This is a genomic window from Rhizomicrobium sp. (assembly GCA_037200985.1).
In the GTDB taxonomy this organism is placed as follows: Bacteria; Pseudomonadota; Alphaproteobacteria; order Micropepsales; family Micropepsaceae; genus Rhizomicrobium.
This window is the reverse complement of the sequence record JBBCGJ010000001.1, coordinates 1,805,233-1,831,489: the sequence shown is the minus strand read 5'-3', so window position 1 is coordinate 1,831,489 and position 26,257 is coordinate 1,805,233. Positions and strand designations below refer to the sequence as shown.

The 26,257-nt window shown below is 67.2% G+C and carries 26 protein-coding genes and 1 riboswitch; of the genes, 18 read left to right on the top strand and 8 right to left on the bottom strand.

Translation table 11 applies throughout. The features are described 5' to 3' along the window. Nucleotides 1–2: 2 nt before the first annotated feature. Genes WDN01_08865 through tldD form a run of 4 tightly spaced genes read right to left on the bottom strand, consistent with a single transcriptional unit; the run spans nt 3 to nt 2,424 of the window. The gene (locus WDN01_08865) at nt 3–317 is read right to left on the bottom strand and encodes a CcdB family protein (GenBank protein ID MEJ0026123.1); all 315 of its coding nucleotides are present in this window, start codon (nt 315–317) and stop codon (nt 3–5) included. Further along, nucleotides 301–630 (bottom strand): type II toxin-antitoxin system CcdA family antitoxin, encoded by a 330-nt coding sequence (locus WDN01_08860; protein ID MEJ0026122.1) that lies wholly within the window; start codon nt 628–630, stop codon nt 301–303. The genes WDN01_08865 and WDN01_08860 overlap by 17 nt, the downstream gene beginning before the upstream one ends. A gap of 31 nt (nt 631–661) precedes the next feature. Then, nucleotides 662–1,000: a DUF952 domain-containing protein gene (locus WDN01_08855; GenBank protein ID MEJ0026121.1), complete on the bottom strand. Its 339-nt coding sequence runs from the start codon at nt 998–1,000 to the stop codon at nt 662–664. Continuing rightward, nucleotides 1,000–2,424 carry a metalloprotease TldD gene (tldD, locus tag WDN01_08850; GenBank protein ID MEJ0026120.1) on the bottom strand — a complete coding sequence of 475 codons (1,425 nt, stop codon included), beginning with the start codon at nt 2,422–2,424 and terminating at the stop codon, nt 1,000–1,002. The genes WDN01_08855 and tldD overlap by 1 nt, the downstream gene beginning before the upstream one ends. Nucleotides 2,425–2,643: 219 nt before the next feature. Between tldD and coxB the strand changes: the two genes are divergently transcribed. From coxB to WDN01_08795, 11 genes are all read left to right on the top strand, one after another. After that, a complete protein-coding gene (gene coxB / locus WDN01_08845) occupies nt 2,644–3,480 on the top strand; it encodes a cytochrome c oxidase subunit II (protein ID MEJ0026119.1) in 837 nt (278 codons plus the stop codon). 14 nt (nt 3,481–3,494) lie between these two features. Further along, a complete protein-coding gene (gene ctaD, locus WDN01_08840; protein MEJ0026118.1) occupies nt 3,495–5,099 on the top strand; it encodes a cytochrome c oxidase subunit I in 1,605 nt (534 codons plus the stop codon). 166 nt (nt 5,100–5,265) lie between these two features. Continuing rightward, complete coding sequence (locus WDN01_08835; protein ID MEJ0026117.1) at nt 5,266–6,189, top strand: heme o synthase; 924 nt, start codon at nt 5,266–5,268, stop codon at nt 6,187–6,189. Then, nucleotides 6,180–6,308 (top strand): hypothetical protein, encoded by a 129-nt coding sequence (locus tag WDN01_08830; protein MEJ0026116.1) that lies wholly within the window; start codon nt 6,180–6,182, stop codon nt 6,306–6,308. The genes WDN01_08835 and WDN01_08830 overlap by 10 nt, the downstream gene beginning before the upstream one ends. Before the next feature lie 14 nt (nt 6,309–6,322). After that, nucleotides 6,323–7,294: a cytochrome c oxidase subunit 3 gene (locus WDN01_08825; GenBank protein MEJ0026115.1), complete on the top strand. Its 972-nt coding sequence runs from the start codon at nt 6,323–6,325 to the stop codon at nt 7,292–7,294. Between the two features lie 4 nt (nt 7,295–7,298). Next, nucleotides 7,299–7,658 (top strand): DUF983 domain-containing protein, encoded by a 360-nt coding sequence (locus WDN01_08820; protein ID MEJ0026114.1) that lies wholly within the window; start codon nt 7,299–7,301, stop codon nt 7,656–7,658. Nucleotides 7,659–7,705: 47 nt separating this feature from the next. After that, nucleotides 7,706–8,425, top strand: a complete 720-nt coding sequence (locus WDN01_08815) for an SURF1 family protein (protein MEJ0026113.1) — start codon at nt 7,706–7,708, stop codon at nt 8,423–8,425. Next, nucleotides 8,422–9,819, top strand: a complete 1,398-nt coding sequence (gene thrC, locus WDN01_08810) for a threonine synthase (GenBank protein MEJ0026112.1) — start codon at nt 8,422–8,424, stop codon at nt 9,817–9,819. Before WDN01_08815 ends, thrC begins: the two co-directional genes overlap by 4 nt. After that, a complete protein-coding gene (locus WDN01_08805; GenBank protein MEJ0026111.1) occupies nt 9,816–11,096 on the top strand; it encodes a pitrilysin family protein in 1,281 nt (426 codons plus the stop codon). Before thrC ends, WDN01_08805 begins: the two co-directional genes overlap by 4 nt. An 11-nt stretch (nt 11,097–11,107) precedes the next feature. Continuing rightward, on the top strand, nt 11,108–11,701 hold the full coding sequence (locus tag WDN01_08800) for a GNAT family protein (protein ID MEJ0026110.1): 594 nt from the start codon (nt 11,108–11,110) through the stop codon (nt 11,699–11,701). Nucleotides 11,702–11,918: 217 nt separating this feature from the next. Continuing rightward, entirely contained in the window at nt 11,919–14,789 is a 2,871-nt protein-coding gene (locus WDN01_08795; protein MEJ0026109.1) for an EAL domain-containing protein, read from the top strand. A gap of 125 nt (nt 14,790–14,914) precedes the next feature. Here WDN01_08795 and WDN01_08790 read toward each other — a convergent pair whose 3' ends face one another. Then, the gene (locus WDN01_08790; GenBank protein MEJ0026108.1) at nt 14,915–15,508 is read right to left on the bottom strand and encodes a YqgE/AlgH family protein; all 594 of its coding nucleotides are present in this window, start codon (nt 15,506–15,508) and stop codon (nt 14,915–14,917) included. A gap of 96 nt (nt 15,509–15,604) precedes the next feature. Between WDN01_08790 and WDN01_08785 the strand changes: the two genes are divergently transcribed. After that, nucleotides 15,605–16,087: a peroxiredoxin gene (locus WDN01_08785; GenBank protein MEJ0026107.1), complete on the top strand. Its 483-nt coding sequence runs from the start codon at nt 15,605–15,607 to the stop codon at nt 16,085–16,087. 138 nt (nt 16,088–16,225) lie between these two features. Here WDN01_08785 and rnhA read toward each other — a convergent pair whose 3' ends face one another. Next, on the bottom strand, nt 16,226–16,657 hold the full coding sequence (rnhA, locus tag WDN01_08780) for a ribonuclease HI (protein MEJ0026106.1): 432 nt from the start codon (nt 16,655–16,657) through the stop codon (nt 16,226–16,228). Then, nucleotides 16,654–17,613, bottom strand: a complete 960-nt coding sequence (gene thrB, locus WDN01_08775; protein ID MEJ0026105.1) for a homoserine kinase — start codon at nt 17,611–17,613, stop codon at nt 16,654–16,656. Before thrB ends, rnhA begins: the two co-directional genes overlap by 4 nt. 251 nt (nt 17,614–17,864) lie before the next feature. Here thrB and WDN01_08770 point away from each other — a divergent pair, with 251 nt between their 5' ends. The 6 genes from WDN01_08770 to gcvPB all read left to right on the top strand — a co-directional run bounded on the left by WDN01_08770 (nt 17,865) and on the right by gcvPB (nt 25,137). Beyond that, nucleotides 17,865–18,398: a hypothetical protein gene (locus WDN01_08770; GenBank protein ID MEJ0026104.1), complete on the top strand. Its 534-nt coding sequence runs from the start codon at nt 17,865–17,867 to the stop codon at nt 18,396–18,398. Beyond that, nucleotides 18,395–20,158 (top strand): arginine--tRNA ligase, encoded by a 1,764-nt coding sequence (argS, locus tag WDN01_08765; protein ID MEJ0026103.1) that lies wholly within the window; start codon nt 18,395–18,397, stop codon nt 20,156–20,158. The genes WDN01_08770 and argS overlap by 4 nt, the downstream gene beginning before the upstream one ends. 116 nt (nt 20,159–20,274) lie before the next feature. Further along, nucleotides 20,275–20,394: riboswitch (glycine riboswitch) on the top strand. A 168-nt stretch (nt 20,395–20,562) separates the two neighbouring features. Further along, nucleotides 20,563–21,684 (top strand): glycine cleavage system aminomethyltransferase GcvT, encoded by a 1,122-nt coding sequence (gene gcvT, locus WDN01_08760; GenBank protein ID MEJ0026102.1) that lies wholly within the window; start codon nt 20,563–20,565, stop codon nt 21,682–21,684. After that, nucleotides 21,681–22,055 carry a glycine cleavage system protein GcvH gene (gene gcvH, locus WDN01_08755; protein MEJ0026101.1) on the top strand — a complete coding sequence of 125 codons (375 nt, stop codon included), beginning with the start codon at nt 21,681–21,683 and terminating at the stop codon, nt 22,053–22,055. Before gcvT ends, gcvH begins: the two co-directional genes overlap by 4 nt. Before the next feature lie 152 nt (nt 22,056–22,207). Next, nucleotides 22,208–23,551 carry an aminomethyl-transferring glycine dehydrogenase subunit GcvPA gene (gene gcvPA / locus WDN01_08750; protein ID MEJ0026100.1) on the top strand — a complete coding sequence of 448 codons (1,344 nt, stop codon included), beginning with the start codon at nt 22,208–22,210 and terminating at the stop codon, nt 23,549–23,551. Then, the gene (gene gcvPB, locus WDN01_08745) at nt 23,551–25,137 is read left to right on the top strand and encodes an aminomethyl-transferring glycine dehydrogenase subunit GcvPB (protein MEJ0026099.1); all 1,587 of its coding nucleotides are present in this window, start codon (nt 23,551–23,553) and stop codon (nt 25,135–25,137) included. The genes gcvPA and gcvPB overlap by 1 nt, the downstream gene beginning before the upstream one ends. Before the next feature lie 80 nt (nt 25,138–25,217). Here the strand turns inward: gcvPB and WDN01_08740 are convergent, their stop codons facing one another. Continuing rightward, nucleotides 25,218–25,676: a pentapeptide repeat-containing protein gene (locus WDN01_08740; protein ID MEJ0026098.1), complete on the bottom strand. Its 459-nt coding sequence runs from the start codon at nt 25,674–25,676 to the stop codon at nt 25,218–25,220. Nucleotides 25,677–26,257 lie beyond the last annotated feature (581 nt).

Genomic DNA, 26,257 nt, shown 5'->3' with positions numbered 1-26,257 from the left:
GGTCAAATGCCGGTGAAGACGAGATCGAGCGCCGCAACGATGCGGTCGCGTTCGCTCGCGAGGCTGTCGATCGGATCGCGCAAGAAGCGTATCGACAGGGCAAATGGCTCGGTCGGGGACAGATGCAGTTGCCGACCTTGAATATTGAAAACGGGATTGAGGCGCGGCTGAAAGTCCAGCGCCGTCTTGACGACGAGCGGCATGACAACGCGTGTCGGCAGGCGATCGAAGAATGCGTGCTGCATTGCAATCACAAACGGCCGCTGCTCTCGACCCGCGCGCAACGGATTGCGGAAGACGTCAAACTGGCGGGTCATCTTCGAAATCGAGAAGTTCTTCGCCGAACACACCGTTGCGCTCGATATAGGCATTGTAGGATTCGAAGAATGCCTTGTTCTCTTCCTGGAAGCGCCGGATGCGTTCGGGCTCGGTCAGGCGGCGCAGCGCGTCCTCGGTCGCATTGGAAACGTTGATCCCCATCTCCTTCGCGACCTTCAGCAACTCCGCGTCGACCGACACGTTCACCGGTTTCTTCGGTCCCGGCTTGCGACCGAAGGGCTGGCGGGCAGGCGACGTTTCCGTTTCGCGGCGAAAGCGTTTCGGCGGATCCTGAAGTTGCTTGCGAGCCATGCGCACAGCCTATGCGCAGGCCCTTGCGCATTCAAGCAAGGCTGGGAATGACCGCCGTCCCCTGCGCGTCCCGCCCGATCGGTCGGGCCCAGTGCACCGCCGTCAGCGGCAGCGGCCCGAAGAGATGCGGAAAGTCCTCGCCGCGCGACGGCGCGTGCTCCCATTTCAGCGCCGGCCCCAGCGCCGCCTCGTCCACCGCGATGAGCAGGATGTCATTCACGCCCGCATAGTAGAGCCGCAGCGTCTCGGCGAGCTGCGACGCGGTCGAGAAATGGATGAACCCGTCCGCCTTGTCGTGCGCCGAACCGTCGAACCGGCTGGCGCGCTCCGCGGCGGCCCAATCCGCCGCCGTCGCGATCTTGAAGATCATCACGCGGCCTGCGCCGTCCCACCGACCGTCAGCCCGTCGAGCCTAAGGGTCGGCTGGCCGACGCCGACCGGCACGCTCTGGCCGTTCTTGCCGCAAGTGCCCACGCCCGAGTCGAGTTTCATGTCGTTGCCGACCATCTTCACCCGCGTCAGCGCCTCCGGCCCGCTGCCGATAAGCGTCGCGCCCTTGATCGGCGCGCCGAGCTTGCCGTCCTCGACCAGATAGGCCTCGGTGCAGGAGAACACGAATTTGCCGTTGGTGATGTCGACCTGCCCGCCGCCGAAATTGCGCGCATAGATGCCCTTCTTGACGCTGGCCAGGATCTCGCCCGGATCGGTCTTGCCGCCCAGCATGTAGGTGTTGGTCATGCGCGGCATGACCTGGCTGGCATAGGATTGCCGCCGCCCGTTGCCGGTGGGCGCCACGCCCATCAGCCGGGCGTTCTGCCGGTCCTGCATATAGCCTTTCAGGATGCCGTCCTCGATCAGCACGGTGCGCGAGGTCGGCGTGCCCTCGTCGTCGATCGACAGCGAGCCGCGCCGGCCCTCGATCGTGCCGTCGTCCACCACCGTCACGCCCGGCGCCGCGACGCGTTCGCCGAGCAGGCCGGCGAAGGCGCTCGTGCCCTTGCGGTTGAAGTCGCCTTCCAGTCCGTGGCCGATCGCCTCATGCAGCAGGATGCCGGGCCAGCCCGGGCCGAGCACCACGGTCATCTCGCCGGCCGGCGCCGGGATCGATTCCAGGTTGACCAGCGCCTGGCGCAGCGCCTCGTCCACCGCCGCGTGCCAGTAGTCCGCCGTCAGATAGGTCGCGTAGTCGCCGCGCCCGCCGCCGCCGAAATGCCCCGACTCCTGCCTTCCGTCCTGTTCCGCCACGACCGACACGTCGATCCGCACCAGGGGTCGGATGTCGCGATAGATCGAGCCGTCGGCCCGCACGATCTCCACCTGCTGCCACTCACCCGAGAGGTGGCAGGACACCTGCCGCACCCGGCTGTCCTTGTCGCGGGCGTAGGCATTCATGTCCTCCAGCAGCTTGACCTTGGTCTCGAAACCGGCGCTGCCGAGCGGGTCGATATCCGTATAAAGCTTGCGATTGGTGCGTGCCGGGGCCAGCGCCACCGTGCCGCCATGGCCGCGGGCGACCGCCCGGACGGTGTCGGCGGCGCGCTTGATCGCCTCCTCGGAGAGGTCGGTGGCGTGGGCATAGCCGGTGGCCTCGCCGGCCACGGCGCGCAGGCCGAAGCCCTGGGTGGTGTCGAACGAGGCCGCCTTCAGCCGCCCGTCGTCGAAGGAGAACGATTCGCTTTGGCGGAATTCCAGGAACAACTCGCCGTCATCGGCTCCCTTCAGCGCCTCGCCCACGGTGCCGAGCACCCGGTCGCGGTCCATGCCGGTGCGGGAGAAGAAGAGGTCGTCTGTCATGTCGGGCTCCAAAACGCGTGTTTTCGCTGGCTTATACATATAGGTGCTTTTGCCGGGCCTTGCCCATGGATCGGGACGCCCCGCCGCAGGCCCCTCCGGACCCACCCCGTGCCAGAAGGTCGCAATGACTTTAGGGGCTTAGCGCCTCTAAATCGCCGCCAAGAATCTGAAAGCGGGGGTTTCAGACGCCCCGCCGGCTTATTTTGTGAGGAAGGCCTCATGTCCTTGAGAAAAACCGGCATCGGCGCTGGCGTCGTCGCGGGGGCGTTGGCCTGGGCCAGTTCCGCCTTGGCTTTGCCCTACAACTACCAGCTCGGCATGCAGCCGGCCGCCTCGCCGGTGATGGAGCGGATCGAGAGCTTCCACACCCTGCTGGTCTACATCATCGTGGCGATCTGCATTTTCGTGCTGGCGCTCCTGGTCTGGATCGTCCTGCGCTACAACGCCAAGGCCAATCCGGTCCCCAGCAAGACGCACCACAACTCGCTGCTCGAAGTGGTCTGGACGATCGCGCCGGTGATCATCCTGGTGATCATCGCGGTGCCGTCCTTCAAGCTGCTCTATTTCGAGGCGGACATTCCCAAGCCCGATCTCAAGATCCGCGCCATCGGCAAGCAGTGGTATTGGACCTATCAGTACCCGGCCAGCAACCTGACCTACGACTCCAATCCCCTGAACGACGACGCCGCCAAGAAGGCCGGCGAGCCGCGCCTGCTCGGCGTCGACAACGTCCTGGTCGTCCCGGTCAACAAGGTCGTCGAGGTCGAGACCACGGGCGCCGACGTCATCCATTCCTGGGCGGTGCCGCAGTTCGGCGTGAAGATGGACGCCATCCCCGGCCGGCTGAACCACACCTGGTTCCTGGCGACGCGGACCGGTACCTTCTACGGCGAGTGCTCCGAGCTCTGCGGCCCCAACCACGACTTCATGCCGATCGAGGTCAAGGTCGTGTCGGACGCCGATTTCGCCGCCTGGCTCGCCGCCGCCAAGAAGAACACCAAGGTCTATTCTCCGATCGCCGACGCGGGTGAACCCGCGCGTCTGGCGGCGAAGTAACAAGGACAGAGTCCATGGCTGATCTCGCCCACGCTGCCGACGACCATGCCCACGGTCATCCGACCGGCTGGCGCCGCTTCGTCTATTCGACGAACCACAAGGACATCGGCACGATGTACCTGATCTTCGCGATCTGCGCGGGGATCATCGGCGGCACGCTGTCGATGTTCATGCGGGCCGAGCTGATGGAGCCGGGCCTTCAGATCTTCAAGGACCCGCACACCTTCAATGTCTTCGTGACCGGCCACGGCCTGATCATGGTGTTCTTCATGATCATGCCGGCGATGATCGGCGGCTTCGGCAACTGGCTGGTGCCGCTCATGATCGGCGCGCCCGACATGGCGTTCCCGCGCATGAACAACATCTCGTTCTGGCTGCTGCCGTTCTCCTTCGCGCTCCTGGTGCTCTCGATGTTCGTCGAAGGCGACTCGGGTGGCACCGGCGTCGGCGGCGGCTGGACGCTCTACGCCCCGCTCTCGACCTATGGCTCGCCTGGGCCGGCGATGGATCTGGCGATCTTCTCGCTGCACATCGCGGGCGCCTCCTCGATCCTCGGCGCCATCAACTTCATCACCACCATCTTCAACATGCGCGCGCCGGGCATGACCCTGCACAAGATGCCGCTGTTCGTGTGGTCGATCCTGGTGACGGTGTTCCTGCTGCTGCTGTCGCTGCCCGTCCTCGCCGGCGCGATCACCATGCTGCTCACCGACCGCCATTTCGGCACGTCGTTCTTCAATCCGGCCGGCGGCGGCGATCCGATCCTCTATCAGCATCTGTTCTGGTTCTTCGGCCACCCGGAAGTGTACATCCTGATCCTTCCCGGCTTCGGCATGATCAGCCACATCATCTCGACCTTCGCCAAGAAGCCGGTGTTCGGCTATCTCGGCATGGCTTATGCGATGGTGGCGATCGGCTTCATCGGCTTCCTGGTCTGGGCGCACCACATGTACACGGTGGGCCTCTCCGTCGACACCAAGGCCTATTTCGTCTTCGCGACCATGGTCATCGCGGTGCCGACCGGCATCAAGATATTCTCCTGGATCGCGACGATGTGGGGCGGCAGCCTCGAATTCAAGACGCCGATGCTGTGGGCGGTGGGCTTCGTGTTCCTCTTCACCGTCGGTGGCGTGACCGGCGTGGTGCTGGCCAATGCCGGCGTCGACGTCGTGCTGCAGGACACCTATTACGTCGTGGCGCATTTCCACTACGTGCTCAGTCTCGGCGCCGTGTTCACGATCTTCGCCGGCTTCTACTTCTGGTTCCCGAAGATGAGCGGCTACATGTACAACGAGACGCTCGGCAAGCTGCACTTCTGGATCACCTTCGTCGGCGTGAACATCGCCTTCTTCCCGCAGCACTTCCTGGGCCTCGCCGGCATGCCGCGCCGCTATGCGGACTATCCGGAGGCCTTCGCGGGCTGGAACTACGTCTCCTCGATCGGCGCCTTCATCGCCGGCCTGGGCGTGCTGGTGTTCCTGACCATGCTGGCCGAGGCCTTCATCAAGAAGCGTGTCGCCGGCGACAATCCGTGGGGTCCCTACGCGACCACGCTGGAATGGACGCTGCCCTCGCCGCCGCCCTTCCACCAGTTCAACGAGCTGCCGAAGATCACGTGAGAAATTCTGTGTCGAGCCTGCACGATTCATTTCCTCCCCCGCTGTTGCGGGGGAGGGGGACCGCGAAGCGGTGGAGGGGGTCCGACTGGGCGGGCCCCCTCCGCTTCGCTCGCGAAGTGCTCGCTCGGCACCTCCCCCGCAACAGCGGGGGAGGAAAGGGACACTGATGGCTCTCGTCTCCACCTACGACACCATGCGCGTCGCCACCGTCGGCGACTATTTCGCGCTGCTGAAGCCGCGGGTGATGTCGCTCGTGATCTTCACAGGGTTGGCCGGCCTGGTCGCGGCGCCGGGGCATATCGACCTGATGACCGGCTTCGTCGCGCTGCTCTGCATCGCGGTCGCGGCGGGCGCCTCGGGCGCGCTGAACATGGCCTATGACGCCGATATCGACCGCGTGATGGCGCGCACCGCGACGCGGCCGATCCCGATGGGCCGCATCGCGCCGGGCGAGGCGCTCGGCTTCGGCTGGACGCTCAGCGTCGCCGCCGTGACGCTCATGGGCCTGTTCGTGAATTTCACGGCCTGCGCCCTGCTGGCCTTCACGATCTTCGTCTATGTCGGCATCTATACGCTCTGGCTGAAGCGCCGCACGCCGCAGAACATCGTGATCGGCGGCCTCGCCGGCGCGCTGCCGCCCGCCATCGGCTGGGCCGCGGTGACCGGCGATCTGTCGCTGGCACCGGTCCTTCTCGTCGCGATCATCTTCCTGTGGACGCCGCCGCATTTCTGGGCGCTGTCGCTGTGGCGTTCCGAGGATTACGCCCGCGCCGGCGTGCCGATGATGCCCGTGGTGCGCGGCAAGACCTCGACCCGCCGCCAGATCCTCGCCTACACCGCCGTCCTGGTCCCGCTCGGCCTCCTGCCCGCCGCCATCGGCACGGCCGGCCCGGTCTATCTCGCCGCCGCCGCCGGCATCGGCGCCTGGTTCGCGGTCGAGGCCGTCGCCGTGTTCTTCGAGCGCGACGCGGTCAAGGAACCCGCCGCGCACCGGCTGTTCCGCGTTTCGCTGATCTATATGTTCGCGCTATTCGCCTCGCTGATCGTCGAGCGCCTGGCGCATATCGCGGCCTTCGCGTCATGGCTGTGACCGCGGTGGACGAGAAGGGCGACAAGGCCAGGCGCCGGCGCAACATCGCGCTGGCCCTGACGCTGGGCGCGCTGGTTGTTTTGTTCTACGTCATGACGCTGGTGCGGGTTCACCCGTAGGAGAGGGTTTCAAGATGGCCGATTCAGAGGTCAAGCACGACTACCATCTCGTCGATCCGAGTCCCTGGCCGATCGTCGGCTCGATCGCCGCCTTCACGATGCTGATCGGCGCCGTGTTCTGGATGAACGCGGACTACACCGGCTTCTTCGGCCTGCCGGTGAACGGCACGCCCTGGATCTTCGCCATCGGCCTGTTCCTGGTGCTCTTCACCATGGCGGGATGGTGGCGCGACGTGGTGGCGGAGTCGGTCTATCGCCACCAGCACACGCCCATCGTGAAGCTGAACCTGCGCTACGGCATGCTGCTGTTCATCGCCTCCGAGGTGATGTTCTTCGTCGCCTGGTTCTGGGCCTATTTCAATTCGGCGATCTTCTTCAACGACGTCTCGATCGGTTCCTGGCCGCCTTCGGGCATCGTGACGCTCGATCCCTGGCACTTTCCGCTGCTCAACACGCTGATCCTCCTGACCTCGGGCACCACGGTGACCTGGGCGCATCACGCCATCCAGCACGGCGACCGCAAGGGTTCGATCCAGGGCCTCGTCATCACCGTCCTGCTCGGCGCCTCCTTCACCTGCGTGCAGGCCTATGAATACGCCCATGCGCCCTTCACTTTCGGCTTCAACGGCGCGGCGCTGACGGCCTTCACCGATCAGGCGCATATCAACCTCGCGGCGTCGAACCTCAATCCGGTGATCAACCTGATCACCCCGGCGTCCAAGGCGCTGATCGCCGGCGGCGGCGACCTCGGCGCGATCTACGGCTCGACCTTCTTCATGGCGACGGGCTTCCACGGCCTGCATGTCATCATCGGCACGATCTTCCTGGCCGTGTGCCTGTTCCGCGCCATCGCGGGCCAGTTCACCACGACCCGGCATTTCGGGTTCGAGGCGGCCGCCTGGTACTGGCACTTCGTCGACGTGGTGTGGCTGTTCCTGTTCGCCTGCATCTATGTCTGGGGCGCCGGGCCGGTCATTGCCGGCTGATGGCATGACCGCACCCAGCACGCTGCGGGCGAGCCTGCTGGGCCGGTGTCCGCGCTGCGGCCAGGGCAAGCTGTTCGACGGCTATCTCAACATCGCGCCGGCCTGCACGGTTTGCGGCCAGGATTTCAAGGAATTCGACGTCGGCGACGGCGCGGCGGCCTTGGTCATCCTGGTGGTCGGCGCCATCGTCTGCGGCCTCGCGCTATGGACCGAGTTCACCTTCCAGCCGCCGCTCTGGGTCCATGCCGTGCTCTGGGCGCCCTTGATCGCGCTCCTGACGGTCGTCTTCCTGCGCCTCACCAAATCCGCGCTCCTCGTCCTGCAGTACCGCCACAAGGCCGGCGAGGGGCGGCTGGAAGGGTGAGCGGGCGCGCTCCGACAACCTCTCCCGCTTGCGGGAGAGGTCGAAAAATGCGTTTCCGTCCGCTTCCCGGCATCACCGTCGCCGCCGCGATCCTGCTGGCGCTGCTGATCGGGCTGGGCGTCTGGCAGCTTCAGCGGCTGCAATGGAAGCTCGCCCTGATCGAGCAGGTGAATCGCAACCTCACCGCGCCGCCGCTGCCGCTGGACCGCATCCTCGCTCTGGGCCCGAAGGCGGAATACCGCCGCGTCGCCCTCGCGGGGCGCTTCGACAATGCGAAGGAGGCCTACATCTTCGGTATCGGCGTCGAGGGCGCGCCGGTCTTCCACGTCGTCGTGCCGTTCCAGACCGATGACGGCCGCGAGCTCCTGGTGGATCGCGGCATCGTCCCGCGCGACCTGCGCGATCCCGCGACCCGCCCGCGCGGCGTCGTCGCGGGCGAGACGAAGCTCGTCGGCGTCTGGCGCGCCCCCGACACCGGCGGCGCCTTCACGCCCCAGCCCGACCTCAAATCCCGCATCTGGTTCGACCGCGACACCGCCGCCATCGCCAGGAATCTCGGCGTCAGGCTGTCCGCCCCCGCGCTGATCGAGGCCGATGCGACGCCCAATCCCGGCGGCTGGCCGCGGGGCGGCCAGACCGTCGTGACCTTCCGCAACGAGCATCTGCAATACGCCATCACCTGGTTCCTGATGGCGGCGGGACTCCTGGCGGTCTACATCGCCTATCATGTCTCGGCCGGAAGGCTGACATTCGGAAAGAAGCCGTGAGCGACGCGCCCGACTACATCAGCACGCGGGGAGAGGCCCCGGGCGCGAGCTTCGCCGACGTGCTGCTCGCCGGCCTGGCGCCGGATGGCGGGCTCTATCTGCCGGAAGCATGGCCACGCCTATCCGCCGCCGAGACCGCCGACCTGCGCGGCAACACCGACTACATCGCGGTCGCCACCGAAATCCTCTTCCGTTTCGCCGGCGGCTCCTTCCGCCGCGACGAGATCCACGCCGACGTGACGGCCGCCTATGCGGAGTTCGACGATCCCGCCATTGTGCCGCTCAAGACGCTGGCGCCGGGCCTGCACCTGCTCGAGCTGTTCCACGGCCCCACGCTCGCCTTCAAGGACCTGGCGCTCCAGGTCCTCGGCCGGCTCTTCGCGCGGGCGCTGCAGCGGCGCGGGGGCAGGGCGACCGTCGTCGTCGCGACCTCGGGCGACACCGGCTCGGCGGCCATCGCCGCGCTCGGCGGGCTTCCCAACATCGACGTCTTCGTCCTGCATCCTTTGGGCCGCGTCAGCGAGGTCCAGCGCCGCCAGATGACCACGGCGTCCCACGCCAACATCCACAACATCGCGCTCGAAGGCACTTTCGACGACGCGCAGAGCCTGGTGAAGGCGCTGTTCGCCGATACCGATTTCGCGAACGCGATCTCGCTCACCGCCGTCAATTCGATCAATTTCGCCCGCATCGCGGCGCAGGCGGTCTACTACTTCACCGCCTCGCGGATCGGCGGGGCTAGCGTCTTCGTCGTGCCGACCGGCAATTTCGGCGACGTCTTCGCCGGCGAGGCCGCGATGCGCATGGGCCTTCCCATCGAGAAGCTCGTCATCGCCACCAACGCCAACGACATCCTCGCGCGCGCCCTGAACGACGGCGTCTATGCCCGCGGCGCGGTGCACGCCTCGCTCAGCCCGTCGATGGACATCCAGGTCGCCAGCAATTTCGAGCGCGCCCTGTTCGAGGCCTCGAACCGCGACTCCGCATGGCTGCGCGAAGCGATGGCCGCTTTCGCGCGCGACGGCCAACTTGCCATTCGGCCGGACGTCCTCGCAGCGCTCCGCACCCGCTATACTGCCTTTGCCTGCGACGACGCGCTGACGCTTGAGACCATGGCGCGCGCCAGGCGCGACTTCGGCGAGATCCTCGATCCCCACACCGCCGTCGCCCTGGCCGCAGCGCTGCCCTGGTGGGAGGCGAAACAGCATGACGTCGTCGTCCTCTCGACCGCCCACCCCGCGAAATTCCCCGACGCCGTCGCCAAAGCCACCGGCGCCCGGCCGCCGGTCCCGGCGCGCCTCAAAGGCCTGCTCGACCGCCCCGAAAGCTTCGAAATATTGCCCAACGTCAAGGCCTTGGTTAGGGCTCATATCGAGTCTAAGCTGGGTCTATGAAACCTGAAATCACAAGACTTTCCAACGGCTTGACCGTTGTGACTGACCCCATGCCGCAGCTTCAGAGCGCGATGCTGGGGGTTTGGGTCGATGCGGGAAGCCGCAACGAGACCCGCCCGCTCATGGGCGTCAGCCATATGCTCGAGCATATGGCGTTCAAGGGCACGACCACGCGCAGCGCCCGCGACCTCGCCGAAGAGATCGAAGCCGTCGGCGGCTATCTCAACGCCTATACCAGCCGCGAGCAGACCGCGTTCCACGCCCGCGTGCTAAAGCCCGACGTGCCGCTCGGCATCGACCTCCTCGCCGACATCCTGATCAACCCGACCTTCGAGCCGGGCGAGTTGGAGCGCGAGCGCCATGTCGTGCTGCAGGAGATCGGCCAGGCCGCCGACACGCCCGACGACATCATCTTCGACCATCTGCAATCGGTGACTTATCCCGACCAGCCGATCGGCTGGCCGATCCTGGGCTCGGTCGAAAGCGTCAGCGCCTTCACGCAGGATCATCTGCGCACCTATTCGAACGCGAACTATTGCGCCGGCGGGATGACCTTCGTCGCCTCGGGCGCCGTCAACCACGATGAGATGGTGAAGCTGGTCGCGGAGAAATTCGCCGGGCTGCGCTCCGGCCCCACGCCGCCGCCGCTGCCCGCGCGCTATGCCGGCGGCGATATCCGCGTCGAAGAGGATCTCGAACAGGCCCACATCGCCTATGCGCTGCCCGGCGTGTCGGTGACGGACGAGGATTTCTACGTCGCCCAGGTCTATGTCACCGCGCTCGGCGGCGGCATGTCCTCGCGCCTGTTCCAGGAGGCGCGCGAGAAGCGCGGCCTGTGCTACGCGATCTCCGCCTTCGCCCAGGCTTCGAAGGATTCCGGCACCATCGGCATCTACACCGGCACCGGCGAGGCCGAGGCGGGCGAGATCTCCGCCGTCATCGCCGGCGAGATGGAGAACCTCGCCGCCACCGCGAGCGAGGCCGAAGTCTCCCGCGCCAAGGCGCAGATGAAATCGAGCCTGCTCATGGGTCTCGAACGTCCCGGCCAGCGCGCCGAGCAGATCGCCGGCCACATGTTCTCCCATGGCCGCGTGCTCTCGATCGAGGAACTGACTGCCAGGCTCGACGCCGTCGACGCCGCCGCGGTGCGCCGCTTCGGCGCGCGCGTGATGGCGGCCGCCGATCCGGCGATCGCGGCCATCGGCCCGATCGGCAAGCTCGAATCCCACGACACTTTCGCGCGACGCTTCGGAACCGCGCTTCGTGCCGCGGAATGAATACCGGCCCCATGGCGTTCATGCGGGGCCTGACCTTCCCGGGCGGCCAGCAGCCGGTGATCAAGGCGGGCGCGGTCTATCTGCGCTATCCGCGCATGGCCGACTTTCCGGCCTGGGCGCGGCTGCGCGGCGAGAGCCGCGCCTTCCTCGAACCCTGGGAGCCGGTCTGGGCGAGCGACGAGCTCACCAAGGGCGCCTTCCGCCGCCGCATCAAGCGCTACCAGAAGGAGGCGCGGCTGGACGGCGCCTACGCCTTCTTCGTCTTCCGCCACGAGGACGACGCGCTGATGGGCGGCTGCACGCTGTCGAATGTCCGCCGCGGCGTCACGCAATGCTGCGCGCTGGGCTACTGGGTCGGCGAGCGCTTCGCGCGCCAGGGCTACATGTACGACGCGGTGCGCGCCCTTCTGCCTTTCGTCTTCGGCACGCTCGGCCTGCACCGGATCGAGGCGGCGTGTCTTCCTTCGAACCAGCCCTCGCGCAACCTCCTCAGCAAGGCCGGGTTCCGGCAGGAGGGGCTGGCGCTGCGCTATCTGCAGATCAACGGCGAATGGCGCGACCACGTCCTCTTCGCCCTCCTCGCCGACGAAATGAAGCCGGCGTGAAGGATCTGGATCAATCCGTTCTGTCATGCCCGCGGTCCATAGCGACAGCGTATGGACGGGCATCCAGTGACTGGGCGGGTCGCCAAACCTGGATTCCTGCCTTCGCGAGAATGACTGCCTGGAATTGTTTTCAGACGCTCGATATTTCGTCCTGCGCGAATCGAAATTCGCGTCACCTGGGTGGCCCGTATTCGTGGGCCATGACAATAACGTGGCGATGAAACGATTCGCCTTCATCGCCGCCCTGTGGGCCGTGCTCGCGGCGGCGCTCGCCGCCGCGCCGCCGGCGCCGGCGCGGCCGTCGATCGATTTCGCCGGGCCCGAGGGCGTGGTCGAGGTCTCCGACGCGCTCGCCCCCTATCACGCACCCTCGGGCAAGGCCGAGCCGAGCGGAACGGCCTGGTACATCTTCACCGCCACGAATTCCTCGATCCGTCCCTCGGCGCGCGTGCTCCAGGCCGCGCAGCCGCAGAGCGTCAGCTTCCGCCTGCTGCCGCGTCCGACGCGCCCCGCCATCCTGGGCGTCGCCAGTTCGGATTCGCTGGTCGATATCGGCCATCTGAGCGCCTATGGCCGCCGCGCCTTCCGCGTCATCGTCCCGCCCGCGACTTCGGTCGCCATCGCGGTGGAGATCGCCAACGCCGCCGAGCCGCCGGCGCTGCTCGCCTGGACCGAGCCGGCGCTCGCCGGCCACAACCGCCAGCTTGCGATCTTCACCACCGCCGTGTGGGCGGTGATCGCGGCCGCGGCGTTGCTGGTCGCCGGCCTCGCGGTGACCCTCGGCCACGCCCCGGCGCGCTGGGCCGCCATCGCGCTCATCATGATCCTGCTCGAGCGCCTCTCCGAGACCGGTCTGTTCGACGCCAGCCTCGCCACCGCGGTCGGCGGGCCCTATGGCCTGATGGCGATGATGGCGGGATTCTCCCTCGCCGCCGGCGCCATGCTCGCCGACGCCATCGTGCCGCTGCACGATCTGTGGCCGCGCCAAGTGCGCCGGTTCCGCCTGACCCTGGCCGCGGTCTGCCTGATCGGCATCCTCGCCTGGTTCGGCATTCCCGGCGCGGCGGTGCTCGCCGACACGCTCGTCGTCCTCGGCACGCCGGCCATCGCCGCCTATCTCGTCTATCGCGGAAGACTGGGCGCCCAGGCGGCGCGCGTCGCGGCCCCCAGCGCGCTGGTCTTCTCGCTCGTCGTGTTCGCCTCCGCCGTCGCCACGATGAACAATGCCGGCGATTCCTGGGCGACCTCCGCCGCCGGCGGTTTCGCCGCCGCCGGCGCGCTCCTGCTCGCGCTGGCCGTCGCGGCGGGGGAGGGCATCGCCGTATTGCCCTTCCAGTCCGTCGCCGCCCATCCCGACGCCGATCCCGAAGTCCCGCCGCGCGAGGCCCCCGTCGGCGGCGGCTTCACCAGCACCGCGCTCCAGGCCATCGGCGCCTCGCATCAGGGCGTGTTCGACCTCGATTTCGACAGCGAGGTCGTGAAGCTCAGCCGCGAGGCCGCCATCCTGATCGGCCTGCCGCAGGCCAGCGCCCGCGTCGCCCATGGCGACTGGATGGAGCGCATCCATCCCGACGATCGCGAGACCTATGCCCAGGCGCTCGACGATTACCGCAGCCATCCCGGCATCGCCTTCCGCGTAGAATTCCGCGTCAAGAGCGAGAGCGGCCGTTACGCCTGGCTCGAACTGCGCGCCACGATGCAGGGCGAGCGGGGCCCGTCGGAGCGCTGCCTCGGCCTCATGGCCGACGTCACCACCCGCAAGGAGACCGAGGCCGATCTCCTGCAGCGCACGCTGCGCGATCCGCTCACCGGGCTCGGCAACCGCGTCGCGCTGATGGAGGAGCTGGAGCGGCTCGGCCCGCGTCTCTCCGGCGTCACCTTCGCGCTGCTCGACATCGACCGCTTCAAGCAGATCCACGCCAGCCTGGGCGATGCCGGCGGCGACGAACTCCTGACCCAGGTCGCCGACCGCGTCGCCAAGCGCTTCGACGGCGTGGCCGAGGTTTTCCGTGTCGGCGGCGATGCCTTTGCGGTCCTGTTCGCCGAGGCGGCCGGCGAGCCGGCCTCGATCGGCAACGAATTGCTCGAAGTCTGCGCCGCGCCCTATGCCCGCGACGGCCGCAACGTCTTCGCGCCGGCCAGCATCGGCGTCGCGCAGGGCGCGCGCGATCCGCTCGACCTGCTCAAGAATGCCGAACTGGCGCTGCTGCAGGCCAAGCGCGCCGGCGGCACCTGCATGCGGGTCTATTCCCGCGAGCTGGAGGAACTGGCACCGGGCGACGCCGTGGCGCTGGAGACCGATCTGCGCCGCGCCATCGAGGACGACCAGCTCGACCTCTACTATCAGCCCATCGTCCGGCTGTCCGACAACACCGTCGCCGGCTTCGAGGCTTTGCTGCGCTGGAACCATCCGACCCGCGGCCTGGTCTCGCCGGCCGATTTCATCGCCCATTCGGAGGAGACCGGCACCATCGTTGCGCTCGGACGCTTCGCGCTGGAGCGCGCGGCGCATGAGATGGCGCATTGGCAGCGCTTCTTCCCGCTGGATCCGCCGCTCTTCGTCAGCGTCAATGTCTCGCGCCGTCAGTTGCGCGACGAGGATTTCGCCGTCTTCCTGGGCGCCCTTTTGCACAACGGCACCATCGCGCCCGGCACGCTCAAGCTCGAAGTGACCGAGAGCACGGTCGCCGCCAACCAGGACGTGCGCGCCGCGCTGGAGCGCTGCCGCGCGCTGGGCGCCGGCATCTCGATCGACGATTTCGGCACCGGCGTGTCGAGCCTCGGCCAGCTCAAGACGCTGCCCTTCGACACCATCAAGATCGACCAGAGCTTCCTCGCCCGCCACGCCAGCGCCGACGCGGCGGCCGACGGCGAGACCATCCTGAAATCGATCATCGCGCTGGCCCAAAGCCTCAAGCGCACCGTGGTCGTCGAGGGCGTGGAGACGGGGCGCGACGCGCAATGGCTGGAGGCGCTGGGCTGCGAATTCGGCCAGGGGTTCTACTATTCGCAGCCGCTGCCCTCGCCCCAGGCCCTCCAATACATCGCGCTCCATTTCGGCGGCCAGCCGCGCGACGCGGCGTCGTAAGCATTCCCAAAAAATGTCATGCCCGCGAAGGCGGGCATCCAGGGGACCGGCGATCCGCCAAGACTGGATTCCCGCCTTCGCGGGAATGACAATCTGGAATTTTTCAATTGACGGCGATCGGGTCTCTACGCCCGTCCCGCTTCCGACGACAGTCCCGACAATCCCGCGCCCAGCTTGCCGAAGGCGAGCCGCCATTTGTCGTCGGCCTCGGCGTCGAACACCAGGCCGGCATCGGGGTCGCAATGGATCCATCCGTTCGCGACGATCTCGCTCTCGACCTGCCCCGGTCCCCAGCCGGCATAGCCGAGCGCCATCAGCCAGCGCTCCGGCCCGCGCCCGTCGGCGATGGCGCGCAGCATGTCCACGGTCGGCGTCAGCAGGATGTCCGTCGACACCGGCAGGGTCGATTGCCGGCTGCTGCGCTCCGGACCGTGCAGCACATAGCCGTGATCGGTCTCGCACGGCCCGCCGAACAGGACCGGCTTGGACGACGTCGCATCGGTCACCGCGATGTCCATCTTCTGCATCAGGTCGCGGAAGCCCAGCGCCGGGATCGGCTTGTTGACGATCAGCCCCATCGCCCCGCTGTCGGAGTGGGAGATCATCAGGATCACGCTCTGCTCGAAGCGCGGATCGGACATGCCGGGCATGGCGATCAGCAGCTTTCCGTGCAGAAAGCCTTGTTTCTCCTGGGGTTGCTCGTGCAGCGCCGATGCCATGGGACAACGCTACCATTCTTGGGGAAGGCTTTGCGACCCGCTTCGCGCTGGGCTAAAACCCGCATCCTGCCTTTCCAATCCCTCCAGGAGACACCCATGACCATCCATGTCGGCGACAAGGTTCCTTCCGCAACCCTGATGGAGATGCAGGACGGCGGCCCCAAGCCCGTGAAGACCGACGATTTCTTCGCCGGCAAGAAGGTGGTCGTGTTCGCGCTGCCGGGCGCCTTCACCCCGACCTGCTCGGCCAAGCACGTCCCGGGCTATGTGCAGAATTTCGACGCGCTGAAGGCCAAGGGCGTCGACGAGATCGCCTGCGTTTCCGTCAACGACGCCTTCGTGATGGGCGCCTGGGGCAAGGACCAGAACGCCGGCGGCAAGGTCCACATGCTGGCGGACGGCAATGGCGACTTCACCAAGGCGATGGGCCTGGAGATGGACGGCAGCAAGTTCGGCATGGGCAAGCGCAGCCAGCGCTATGCGATGATCGTCGACAACGGCGTGGTGAAGGAACTCAACGTCGAGGAGCCGGGCGCGTTCTCGGTTTCGAGCGCGGAGCACGTTCTGGGGCAGCTGTAAGAATTTCCTCCCCCGCTGTTGCGGGGGAGGGGGACCGCGAAGCGGTGGAGGGGGCCCGACTGGGCGAAGTCTGTCCGCAGGCCCCCTCCGCCTCGCTTCGCTCGGCACCTCCCCCGCAACAGCGGGGGAGGAAAGGCGCTAAGGTATCGCCCCTCTGGCCAGCGCATCCGCGCGCTCGTTCTCCGGATGCCCGTCATGCCCGCGCACCCATTGCCAGCGGATGTCGTGCCGCGCCATCTCGACCTCGAGCAGCCGCCACAGATCGTCGTTCTTCACCGGCTTCTTGTCGGCGGTCTTCCAGCCGTTCTTCTTCCAGTTCGCCAGCCACTTCGTCGCGCCGTCCAGCACATAGCGCGAATCCGTATAGAGCGTGATCGCCGACGGCGTCTTCAGCGCCGCCAGGCCCTGGATCGCCGCCATCATCTCCATGCGGTTGTTGGTCGTGGCGCGGTCGCCGCCGGACAATTCCTTCTCCACGCCCTTGGCGCGCAGGATGACGCCCCATCCGCCCGGCCCCGGATTTCCCGAGCACGCGCCGTCGGTGAACATCTCGACCTCAGGCTTGCTCACAATCCGTACTCCGTCGCGTGTCTGACCTTGATATGGAAGCGCAGGCGGCGCGAGAAATCGCGCGGATCCTTCGGCCGCACCAGCGCATTGGGATCGTGGTTCAGCCGGTCGTAGAGCCGCGTCAGGAGAAAGCGCAGCGCCGCGCCCGCGCTGAGCACGGGCAGGGCGGCGATCTCCGCATCCGACAAGGCGCGCTCGCGGGCATAGGCGCCGATCAGGCTCGCGCTTTTGGTGACGTTGAACCCGCCATCTGTCTCGAAGCACCACGCGTTCAGCATCACCGCCAGATCGTAGGCATAGGCATCGTTGCAGGCGAAATAGAAATCGATCAGCCCCGAAACCTCGGCGGCCATGAACAGCACATTGTCGGGGAACAGGTCGGCATGGATCACGCCGCCCGGCAGTCCCGTCGGCCAGCGCGCGAGGATGTCGCGATGGCTGTCCGCGATCAGCGCCCGCAGCCCCGCCTCGATCCCGTCGGCGCCCTCGGCCGTCTTCTCGACCAGTTCGCCCCAGCCTTCCGGCCCCAGCGCGTTCGGCCGCACGATCGCAAAGCCGGCGCCCGCCGCATGCATCTTGGCGAGCGCCGCGCCGGCCGCGGCGCAATGCGCGACATCCGGCCGCTTCAATGACAATCCGTTCAGGAACGTCACCAGCGCCGCCGGCCGGCCGTTGAGCGTGCTCCACTGCGTCCCGTCGCGCCGCCGGATCGGCTGCGGGCAGGCGATGCCGCGCGCTGCCAGATGCTCCATCAGCCCCAGGAAGAACGGCAGATCGGCCTCGCTGACGCGCTTTTCATAAAGCGTCAGGAAATAGGCGCCGCGATCGGTCTGGAGGTAGAAATTGGTATTCTCCACGCCTTCCGCGATGCCCTTGAAGCTCAGCGGCTGGCCGACATCGTAGTCGCGCAGCAGCGATTCCAGCTCCTCGAAGGAGACGTCGGTGTAGACCGCCATGGCCCGTTCATCCACCCGCCGGCGTGCTTCCCCTGAAGCGTCCGCTTGGCTATTGTCCGGCCGCGTTTTCGAAGGCCCGTGCGCCGAGAAGTCGGCCGGGCCCCGGCAAAAGTCAAGCGAAGGGCGTCGTCATGTCTGAGCCGTTTGTGGCGCAGAAATCTCCGTTTTCGGCCGAGGGGACGGTCCGGTTCGTCCGCGGCCTCGCCGCGCCCCGGTGCGACGGCGCGCACAACACACTTTAGAGTGGCTCCATGACCCCGATTCTTCGCAGCGTCGCCGTGCTTTCGATTCTGCTTCTTGCCGCCTGCCAGTCGGCGAAGGAAAGGGCGATGTGCCCCGCCTCGAACGTGCTCGCCAACACCGCCTCGCTCACCGCCTTCAAGAAGGGCATGGAGGGCGATCCGTCCGGCGAGATCTACACCGTCGAGCTGACCGGCGTGAGCCTGCATTGCAGCTTCGACAAGGACGAGGGCACGACCGATTCCGACGTCGTGCTCAGCTTCCGCGCGCGGCGCGCGCCCAGCGGCGAGGCGGCGAACTACACCGTGCCCTATTATCTGGCCACCATGCTGAACGGCGCCGCGATCATCGACAAGCACATCTACGCGACGGTCTTCACCTTCCAGCCCGGCGAGGCGACGACCACCTTCACCGCGGAAGTGCCGTCGACCGTCATCCATTTCGCCAACGGCAAGAAGCCTTACGAATACGGCCTGCTCGCCGGCCTTCAGTTGACGCGCGAACAGCTCGACTTCGCCAAGACGCACGGACCGCTCGGCCCATGACGTCGCTGCTTTCGGACCTGGGCGCGATCGCGGGCGCCGCGTTCGCGGCCGAGGGGCTGTCCGAATCCTTCGGCCAGGTGAGCCGCTCCGACCGGCCCGATCTCGCGCAATTCCAGTGCAACGGCGCGCTCGCCGCTGCGAAAGCCGCCAAGACGAACCCGCGCGCCATCGCGGAAAAGGTCGCGGCGCGTCTGAAGGCCGATCCCTTGTTCGCCAAGGTCGAGATCGCCGGCCCCGGCTTCATCAATCTCGATGTCACCGACGCGGCGCTCGCCGCGCGCGGCGTGGCGCTTTCGAAGGACGCGACGCTCGGCGCGCCCGCCACCGGCGCCGGCAAGTCCGTCGTGCTCGATTTCGGCGGCGCCAACATCGCCAAGCCGATGCATGTCGGCCATCTGCGCTCGGCGATCATCGGCGACTGCCTGCAGCGGCTGTTCCGCGCCAATGGCTGGACCGCGACCAGCGACATCCATCTGGGCGATTGGGGCCTTCAGATGGGCCAGCTCATTTCCGAGATCGGCCATCGCGGCATCGCGCCGGTCTATTTCGACGCAAGTTTCACAGGTCCCTATCCCGCCCTGTCGCCGGTGACGATGGACGACCTCGAAGAGCTCTATCCCGCCGCCGCCGCCGCCTGCAAAGCGGACGAGGCAAGGCTCGCCGAGGCACGTCAGGCGACTGCTGATCTGCAGGCCGGCCGTCCCGGCTACCGCGCGCTCTGGAAGCATTTCTTCGACGTCTCCAAGGTCGGCCTCGACCGCGAATATGGCAGCCTCGACGTCCATTTCGATCTTTGGAAGGGCGAGGCCAGCGTCGATCCGCTCGTCGCCCCGATGGTCGCCGACCTCAAGGCTCGCGGCATCGCAGTGGAGAGCGACGGCGCGCTGGTCGTGCCCGTCGCGCGCGGCACCGACAAGAAGGAGATGCCGCCGCTGATCCTGGTGAAGTCGGACGGCGCGGTGCTCTACGGCACCACCGACCTCGCCACCGTCATCGACCGCGTCGCCGAGCAGAATCCGGATCTCATCGTCTACGTCGTCGATCAGCGCCAGAGCCTGCATTTCGAGCAAGTGTTCCGCGCCGCCGAAAAGGCCGGCATCGCGGGGAAAGCCACGCTGGAACATGCCGGTTTCGGCACGATGAACGGCGTCGACGGCAAGCCCTTCAAGACCCGGGCCGGCGGCGTGATGAAGCTGTTCGACCTGATCGCGATGGTGACGGCCGAGGCCGAGAAGCGTCTGGCCGAGCAGGGCATCGGCGCGGACTATTCCGCCGAGGAGCGCGCCGACATCGCCAGGAAGGTCGGCATCGCCACGCTCAAATTCGCCGACCTGTCGAACTGGCGGCTGACGGACTACGTCTTCGATCTCGAGCGCTTTTCCAAGTTCGAAGGCAAGACCGGTCCTTATCTGCAATACGCGGCGGTCCGCATCCAGTCGATCCTGCGCCGCGCGGCGGATCAGGGCTTCGCCCCCGCCGATCCGGCGATCCGCTCGCCGGAGGAGCGCGCCCTGTTCCTCCAGCTTCTCGCGCTGTCCGATACGATGGCGGCGGCCGAGAAGGCGCGCGCGCCCAACATCCTGTGCGACTATGTCTTCACGCTGGCCCAGCTCTACAGCCGCTTCTACGGCGAGCATCACATTCTCTCCGAGCCGGACGCCGCGCTGCGTGCCGCCCGCCTCGGCCTGTGCCGGCTGACGCTGGACGTGTTGATCCGCGTCCTGTCGCTCCTGGGCATCGAAGTCCCGCAAAGAATGTGAGCGTTTCGCTTTTTGACGCGTATCGGTGCGCCTTTCGTTGACTTGGCGCGCGTGTCCCCTATGATGCTCTGCAACGAGACAGCCCGCCGGATGGCGCGCCGTTTCGGCCATACAATCGATCCCTCGCGGGAGACGTTTGACTTCGTGCAAAGCCGACCTGTCGGCCGTAGCCGAAGGCGAAGGCCGAAGGAGCAACCGCCCCGGAAACTCTCAGGCAAAAGGACCGCGACAGGTGATGAACTTCTGGAAAGCAGGGCGCCGCATCTCGGCGTCCTCACCGAAGGGGTAATCCGCCGGTCTTCACGGAAGACCTGCGGGGAAATCTCTCAGGTCCCAATGACAGAGGGGCGCGAGCTCCGCGGCGACGCGGGCGCGCCGGATAAACCTCTGTATACGGACTGTCCGTGGCCGAACAAGATCAGACCCTGAAGCAGACGCCGCTGCATGCGCTGCATGTCGCGCTCGGCGCCCGCATGGTGCCCTTCGCCGGCTACGACATGCCGGTGCAGTACCCCGCCGGCGTGCTCAAGGAACACCTCCACACCCGCGAGAAGGCCGGCCTGTTCGACGTCTCGCATATGGGCCAGGCGTTCCTTTCGGGCGACGATCCGGCCCGTGCCCTCGAGCGCCTCACGCCCGCCGACGTCGCCGGCCTGAACGAGGGCCGCCAGCGCTACGGCCTGCTGCTCAACGAGCGCGGCACGATCAGGGACGATTTCATGTTTTCGCGCCTTCTGGGCGAGAGCGCGCTCTATCTCGTCGTCAACGCCGGCACCAAGGACGGCGACTTCGCCTATATCGCGGAGCAGTTGGACGGCATCGCGACGCTCGAACCGCGCCCCGACCGTGCGCTGCTGGCGCTGCAAGGCCCCGCCGCCGCCGCGGTGCTGGCGCGGCATGCGCCCGGCATCGACCGGCTCAGCTTCATGAAGGTCGTGCGTGCGACGGTGGCCGGCGCACCGGCCATCGTCAGCCGTTCCGGTTACACCGGCGAAGACGGGTTCGAGATCTCCATCGACGCGATCCATGCCGAGCGTGTCGCCAACGCGCTGCTCGGCGAACCCGAAGTGCTTCCCATCGGTCTCGGCGCCCGCGACAGCCTGCGCCTCGAAGCGGGCCTCTGCCTCTACGGCCACGACATCGACGAGACCACCGATCCGGTCGAAGCCAATCTGGTCTGGTCCATCGCCAAGCGCCGCAAGATCGCGAAGGATTTTCCCGCCGCCGAGGCGATCATGGATCGTCTGTTCCACGGCGCACCGCGCAAGCGCGTCGGGATCCGTCCCGACGGCCGGGCGCCCGCCCGCGAAGGTGCCGAGATCGCCGACAAATCCGGCCGCGTCATCGGCAAGATCACCAGCGGCGGCTTTGGCCCCTCGCTGAACGCGCCCATCGCCATGGGCTATGTCGAGACCGCCTTTGCCGGCGACGGCACCGAACTCGACCTCATCGTCCGCGGCAAGCCCTTGGCCGCGCGTGTCGTGCCGCTGCCTTTCGTCCCCCATCGCTACCGGAGAGCCCTATGAGCGAAGTCCGTTTCACCGATCAGCACGAATGGGTCCGCGTCGACGGCGACGAGGCGACCATCGGCATCACCAAATTCGCCGCCGAGAAGCTCGGCGACGTGGTCTTCGTCGAACTGCCCGAGGCCGGCCGCAAGGTCGGCGCCGGCGGCGAGATCGCGGTGGTCGAAAGCGTGAAGGCCGCGAGCGACGTCTATTCGCCCGTCAGCGGCGAGGTGACCGCGAACAACGTCGCGCTCGTCGAAGACCCCGCCAAGGTCAATGAGGATCCGGAAGGCGCCTCCTGGTTCTTCAAGCTGAAGCTCGCCGATCCGTCGGAAGTGGCGAAGCTGATGACGGCGGCGCAGTACGAAGAGTTCGTGAAGGGGCAGTAGCCCAGAACGGTGTCATGGCCCGCGAATGCGGGCCACTCAGCTGATACAGGCACGCTGCTGGGAGGTGTTGTGAAGAAGACCTGCCGACGTCGGCACATGTGTCACCTGGGTGGTCCGCATTCGCGGACCATGACAAGTTTGGGAGTGAGAGCGTGAGATACCATCCCCTAACCGCCGCCGACCGTTCCGCTATGCTGGCGAAGATCGGCGTCCCCTCGGTCGACACGCTGTTCAAGGACGTACCGCAATCGGCTGTCGTGCCGCTGTCCACGTTCGGCCTGCCGGACGGGCAGGGCGAGATCGAGGTCGAGCGCAAGCTCTCGCGCATGGCCGCGAAGAACACCGCCGCGGGCGCGGGCCCGTCTTTCCTGGGCGCCGGCGCGTACAAGCATCATGTCCCCGCCGCGGTCGATCACCTGATCCAGCGCTCCGAATTCCTCACCTCCTACACGCCCTATCAGCCCGAGATCGCGCAGGGCACGCTGCAATACATGTTCGAATTCCAGACCCAGGTGGCGCTGCTCACCGGCATGGAAGTCGCCAACGCCTCGCTCTACGACGGCTCGACCGCCACCGCCGAAGCGGTGCTGATGGCGATGCGCGTGACGCGCCGCTCCAAGGCGATCCTCTCCGGCGGCTTGCATCCGCATTATGCCGAGACGGTCGAAACCGTCGCCGCGCTGTCGGGCACTGTCGCCCGCGCGCCCGCGACGCCCGGCAAGGCGGAAGACATCGCCGCGCTGATCGACGCCGACACCGCCTGCGTCGTGGTGCAGAGCCCCGACGTGTTCGGCCTGATCCGCGACCTCAAGCCCATCGCCGCCGCCGCCCACGCCAAGGGCGCGCTGCTGATCGCGGTGGTGACGGAGGTGATTTCCCTCGGCCTGCTCGAAGGCCCCGGCTTCCAGGACGCCGACATCGTCGCCTGCGAGGGTCAGTCGATCGGCAACGGCCTCAATTTCGGCGGCCCCTATGTCGGGCTCTTCGCCACGCGCGAAAAATTCCTCCGCCAGATGCCCGGCCGCCTCACCGGCGAGACCGCCGATGCCAGCGGCAAGCGCGGCTATGTCCTCACGCTCTCCACCCGCGAACAGCATATCCGCCGCGAAAAGGCGACGAGCAATATCTGCACCAATTCCGGCCTGTGCTGCCTCGCCTTCACCATCCATCTCTCGCTCCTGTGCGAAGAGGGGCTCACCCGCCTCGCGCGCCTGAACCACGCCAAGGCGAGCGCGCTGGCCGACAAGCTGGCGCGGGTGAACGGCGTCAGCCTTGTCACACCCACCTTCTTCAACGAGTTCACGATCAAGCTGCCGAAGCCGGCCGCCGCCATCGTCGATGCGCTGGCCGCGAAGGGCATCCTCGCGGGCGTGCCCGCGTCGCGCCTGTTGCCGCACGATCCCGCGCTGCGCGATCTGCTGATCGTCGCCGTCACCGAAACCACCACCGACGAAGATGCCGACGCGCTCGTCGCCGGCTTGAGCGAGGTGCTCTGATGACCATGAACAACCAGGGCCGCCCGTCTTCGATTGATAAGATGGTCGCGCCAGGCACCATCGAGGCCAACGAATTGCCGACCATCTCCGGCGACCGCGGACTCGATCATGAAGAGCCGCTGATCTTCGAGATCGGCCGCGACGGCATGACTGGCGTCGATCTCCCCGATGTCCAGCTCTCCGACGCCCGTCTCGGCGGCCAGCGCCGCCGCGGCCCCATCGGCCTTCCCGGCCTCTCGGAGCCGGAAGTCGTCCGCCACTATGTGCGGCTCAGCCGCCAGAACTACGCCATCGATGCCGGCCTCTATCCGCTCGGCTCCTGCACGATGAAGCACAATCCGCGTCTCAACGAGAAGATGGCGCGCCTGCCCGGCTTCGGCGACCTGCATCCCTTGAGCCCGCAATCGGCGACGCAGGGCGCGCTGGCGCTGATCTCCGAATTGATGACTTGGCTCACCACGCTGACCGGCATGCCGGCGGTGGCAATGAGCCCGAAGGCCGGTGCCCATGGAGAGCTCTGCGGCCTGCTCGCGATCCGCGCCGCCATCGCCGCGCGCGGCGAGACGCGGCGGCGCATCCTGGTCCCTGAATCCGCCCACGGCACCAATCCCGCCACCGCCGCCTTCGCCGGCTTCGCCATCGACGAGGTCAAGGGCACCGCGGACGGCCGCGTCGACATGGTCGAGCTCGAAGGCAAGCTCGGCCCCGACGTCGCCGCCATCATGCTCACCAATCCCAACACCTGCGGGCTGTTCGAGCGCGACATCCGCCACATGGCCGACGCCACCCACAAGGCCGGCGCCTATTTCTATTGCGACGGCGCGAATTTCAACGCCATCGCCGGCCGCGTCAGGCCCGGCGATCTCGGCGTCGACGCCATGCACATCAACCTGCACAAGACCTTCTCGACGCCGCATGGCGGCGGCGGTCCGGGGGCAGGGCCGGTGGTGCTCTCCGCCGCGCTGGCGCCCTTCGCGCCGCTGCCGCTGCTCGTCCACGACGAAAGGGGCTTCCGCCTGATCGAGGATCGCGACGACCTTCCCGAAGGCGCCCGGCCCTTCGGCCGCATGAGCGCCTTCCACGGCCAGATGGGCATGTTCGTCCGCGCGCTCGCTTACATGCTCAGCCACGGCCGCGACGGTGTGCGCCAGGCGTCGGAAGACGCCGTGCTCTCCGCCAACTACATCCTCGCCTCCCTGAAGGACGTGATGAGCGCGCCCTTCGGCGACGGCCCCTGCATGCACGAGGCGCTGTTCGACGACAGCTTCCTCGCCGGCACCGGCGTCACCACGCTCGATTTCGCCAAGGCGATGATCGACGAGGGCTACCACCCGATGACGATGTATTTCCCGCTGGTCGTCCACGGCGCGATGCTGATCGAGCCGACGGAATCGGAGTCCAAGGAATCCCTCGACCGCTTCGTCCACGTTCTGCGCGAACTCGCGCTGGAGGCCAAGGCGAAGAAGACCGAGCGCTTCGCCGGCGCCCCGCGCCTGGCTCCCCGCCGGCGCCTCGACGAAACCGCCGCCGCCCGCAAGCCGGTGCTGCGCTGGAAGAAGCGGGAGCTGCCGCAGGCGGCGGAGTAGTCGCGCGCCGCGCAAAAAAGAACCCCGTCCGGTACATCCGCGGACGGGGTCGAGGTGTCCCAAGGAGGAGACGAAAGCGGTCAGGTGCAGAGATGCACCTTCAGGCCCGCCGGCACGCGCGTATCGGCGTCGCCGCAGGCCTGGTCGAGCTGCTTCTGGGTCAGGCCGCGCGTGCGCGTCAGGTCCGTGCCCTTGATCGAGGTGATGTCCAGGACCGCGCCGCTCAGGTCGGCGCCGTCGAGCCTGGCATGCGCCAGGTTCGCGCCCGACAGGTCGGTGCCGCGGAAGGTGGCGTTCGAGAAATTCGCATACGACATGCACATCAGGACGGCGGTGGCGCCGTCGAAATTCGCGCCGGTCAGGTCGTGCGCCTTGACGCAGGTATTGGTGAGGTCGGCGCCGGCAAGATTGCAGCCGGGACAGTCGACGATGGCGGCATGGATGCGCGCGACGGCGGCGGCATCATAGGCCGGGCCTGCGAAAGCGGGCGATCCCAGGGTCATCAGGAGGGCAAAGGCGAAAGCGGTCAGTCTGGACACGGGGCTTGTCCCAAAGTGAAACGGCTGCCCCTTGCGTCGCAAGCACCGTGCCGGGATCCCATGTCCACCATGGGGCGCCCGGCTGCGAATCTGGCGGGACGATGGGGAGGCACGGACACCGCGACGCGACTGAAACCCCACAAACGCAAACGGAGGCCCCTCGCGATGGCCCCCGTCCACGGTCAGCACACTGGTTTGCCTGCTCGTTTCCCGCGCTTCGCAGTGCGGTTCGTCACAGATCCTGTGCGATCTTTTTCGACGCTTCCGTCCCGCCTTTCGTTGGGCCTTCCACGTCACGCTTGCACGGCCTTAGGTTCCGCGCGTCGCGCCCAGTTCGAACGGTTTCCCCGCCGTTCCCTGGATTCCCGGTCCACGTCAGCGCTCTAGAACGCTTTCGGTGGCCCTTGCCGCACTCCGGTCCGTCGCGGGCTGGCGCCCTCTTCGGCCGGTGCAAGGTGTGCGCCGGTCACCTTTGCAGGTGCCTTGGGCTTTTCCCGTGTGCGCGGGTGCCCCAGGCGCGAGGAAAGATTGCGACGGATTTGTTTTTGAGTCGAGCGCCGCGAATCACTTGTCCACAGAAA